Origin of the sequence: uncultured Cyclobacterium sp., from assembly GCF_963976465.1 — a bacterium.
Lineage (GTDB): Bacteria > Bacteroidota > Bacteroidia > Cytophagales > Cyclobacteriaceae > Cyclobacterium.
Genome location: NZ_CAXBOC010000592.1, coordinates 1 through 3,121 on the forward strand (window position 1 = coordinate 1; position 3,121 = coordinate 3,121).

The window sequence follows — 3,121 nt, forward strand, 5'->3', positions numbered from 1 at the left end:
GCTCCTAAGGAACTCCTCATCTCAGAGAGTCCATTGGCTTCCGCCAGTACTGATCCGGTAGATATAATACCTACCGAGAGAAGTGGCACCATCCACTTCATCATTTTTTTAGTACGATGTTTTTTCATAAGTTAATTGTTTTGCATGTTCAGTTTTCTATTGTATTGATTAATTGGAAGTTATTATCCAAACCTTGTCCTTTTTAGGACCTCTACACCTTATTATTTTTATTCTATTTCAATTTACTTGTTTGGTGTTTTTCAAAATTTTCACTTTTGTCATTTTTATAATCCTTCAGGACTTTCTCAAAATGTTTCCGCATACTTTCCTCCATACCGCTCAACATTTCCGAATCTTCCAAGCCTCCTAAAAGCGCTTCAAACTCCGGTCGCGAAATTTCATTTTGTACAAGTCTCTGCATCAGAGCCTCTGCTTTTTTCTTTTTCATATAAATGCCCTCCACCGTAAATACCATGGCTTATAAAAAAGAGACTATTTGTAATAATTGTTTTTTATTATGAATTAATTATTAACAAACATAACAATGACATAAAATGGCCTGATTTCCATTTAATGCGTAATATTGTTTGACACCAAAAAACGGCCTTTAGAGACAAATGGCCCTTAAATATTATATTAATTATGAAAACCACACCACTATTATTGGCTTGCATAGTTTTAATTTTAAATTCTTGCGGACCAAAAAAAAACAGTGACAAAAATTTGCCCTCGGTAAAAGAAACCATGGATGGGGTCGTAACCAGACTCTATAAAGAATTGGATAAAAATCAACTAGACACCATTTCACATGAGTTTGTCGAACAATACCTTACTGAGGAAGAAAAAGAATCATTAGCGACTCAATACTGGAAAATGGAGGTCAATGTACCTACCACCGTATCTCTCATGAGAAACAAAGGCCAGAAGGTAGTCCCTTTTTGGTTGAAACCATCGGGGTTTGCACTCAAGGATATGGAAGTTCAAAATGAACACGATACCTATGAAGTCTGGCAAAAAGATTTTGATGCCGGTGAAATTCATTTGGGCATCAATGGTTTTGGAAAACACCGACCCGTTTACTTCCTAGGACTTGCACCACAAAATCCTGAAGACCAATTGGAAATCACTCCCATCTTTCCGGAAAAACAACATTTTGAGGTTTTTGATGTGGGTGCTTTCACTTACCATGACTGGAGTGGCCTTACCCTCACTTCTGTACCAGAAGCCCTTAAGGGACAACAATTGCTAACAACCATTAGGGGTAGAGCAAGAGAAGCCCATATGGTGAATGCCTTTAGAACTACTAATTTCCCCACTAGAAAAATACCTGACCAAGTTCTTCTTACATGGAGCGATTCGTCTGAAACCTCCATGGACATCCAATGGAGAACTACTGAAACGGTAGCATCCGGCACTGTCAGATATTGGAAAGAAGGAACCAATGATACGCTGGAAACACAGGCAGAAAAATTTCTAATGGAAGACAGACTGCTGCAAAATGACCGATACATGAATAGGTTTACTGCGAAAGTAAGGTCAATGGAAGCAGGTACTAAATATGGTTATATCGTTGGAAATGAAAAGGCAGGTTGGTCATCACCTGAAACCTTCACCACTGCTCCTGATAAAAATAAGTCTTTCTCTTTTGTTTGGTCAGGAGATGTGCACCTTGATGAAGTATGGGGTAATAACATTCAAAAAGCAGAAAAAAGATTCCCTGACATTGCTTTCTATTATATCGCAGGAGACCTTGTAAATACGGGTTTATACAGGGATGATTGGGATAAATTATTCCAATATGCTGGAAGTACGATCGCCAGAAAACCCTTGATGGCAGTGCCCGGCAATCACGACAGCCAAGATGGCTTGGGTGCATGGATGTTTGAAGAAATGTTGAGCTACCCCTCCGATAGCCCTTCACCTGAAATGGCCGGAAGGTCTTATGCCTTTAATTATGGAAACACCCTTTTCCTAATGATTGACTCTACTTTTCCCAATGAAGACCAAACAGCATGGATAGAAAAAAAATTGAAAGAATCAGATGCTACCTGGAAAATTGCAGTATTTCACTTTCCTCCTTTCAATGAGGTAGAACCTTATGAAGACATTCAAGGTGAATGGGGACCACTTTTTGACAAATACCATGTGGACATGGTCATGGGAGGACATTTCCACTATTATATGCGATCCAAGCCTTTGAACAACGGAGAAATTGTAAATAGCCCTAAGGATGGAACGATTTATTGGATCTCTGTAGGTACTACCGGAAAAAATAAAGACATCGGAACTGGCTCCTATGCTGAAATTCAATTCCCTGCAGACCACTTGTATCAATACATCACAATTGACGGAAAAAGCATGAAAGCTGAGACCATCAATGTGGATGGAGAAACAGTTGATAAATTTTCTATCAATAAATAATAACTCCTTTTGTTGCTTTAAAGCCTGTCTACCAATAAAAGGTGGGCAGGCTTTTTTTTGCACTAGATATTTTTCAAATTATACTGGCAGAAACCTTTATTTACCTGTATTTTTAACTCAGATTTCGCAATGGAATTTCCCAGGCTTACCCCCATTCCTTTGGTAAACAAAAGATTACCAAAAGACTACATATAAAGCTGAAGAAAGAATTATCAGGCAAGCAGGACATCCATAAAAGGATAAAGCTCAATTACACTCCTTGCCATTCCATGTATAAATCACCACTTTGGATAACCTCGTTATCCAAGGTACACAATAGACTAATGATTTACATCGACCTACATATATGTACCTGATATTTGATACCGAAACCACCGGGCTCCCAAGGAACTACAATGCCCCCATGTCTGACTTGGACAACTGGCCTCGTTTGGTTCAATTGGCTTGGCAGCTTCATGATGAGAAGGGAAAGCTTATTTCAAATAATAATTATATAGTTAAGCCTGAAGGTTTTACTATCCCTTATAATTCGGAAAAAATTCATGGTATTTCAACCCAAAGGGCCTTAAAAGAAGGGCATGACCTATTAAAAGTGCTGGAGATTTTTGAAGAAGATCTCAAAAAAACAACTTTTCTGGTTGGCCATAATATAGGTTTTGATATATCAATTGTAGGGGCAGAATTATTGAGAACCGAACGC

General features: G+C 38.4%; 3 protein-coding genes. 2 read left to right on the forward strand and 1 reads right to left on the reverse strand.

Features of this window, described 5'->3' with window-relative positions:
- Positions 1 to 232: 232 nt before the first annotated feature.
- Positions 233 to 475, reverse strand: a complete 243-nt coding sequence (locus AAC037_RS22630; RefSeq protein ID WP_339905817.1) for a hypothetical protein — start codon at positions 473 to 475, stop codon at positions 233 to 235.
- A 167-nt stretch (positions 476 to 642) separates the two neighbouring features.
- Here AAC037_RS22630 and AAC037_RS22635 point away from each other — a divergent pair, with 167 nt between their 5' ends.
- Positions 643 to 2,421: a metallophosphoesterase family protein gene (locus AAC037_RS22635; protein WP_339905818.1), complete on the forward strand. Its 1,779-nt coding sequence runs from the start codon at positions 643 to 645 to the stop codon at positions 2,419 to 2,421.
- 346 nt (positions 2,422 to 2,767) lie between these two features.
- Positions 2,768 to 3,121, forward strand: a 354-nt coding sequence (locus AAC037_RS22640; RefSeq protein ID WP_339905820.1) for a 3'-5' exonuclease, incomplete at its 3' end; no start/stop codon positions are given.

What these genes read in the sequence shown, in the direction of transcription:
- AAC037_RS22630 (WP_339905817.1), bottom strand. Translation starts at nt 475, where the DNA reads ATGGTATTTACGGTGGAGGGCATTTATATGAAAAAGAAAAAAGCAGAG.
- AAC037_RS22635 (WP_339905818.1), top strand. Translation starts at nt 643, where the DNA reads ATGAAAACCACACCACTATTATTGGCTTGCATAGTTTTAATTTTAAAT.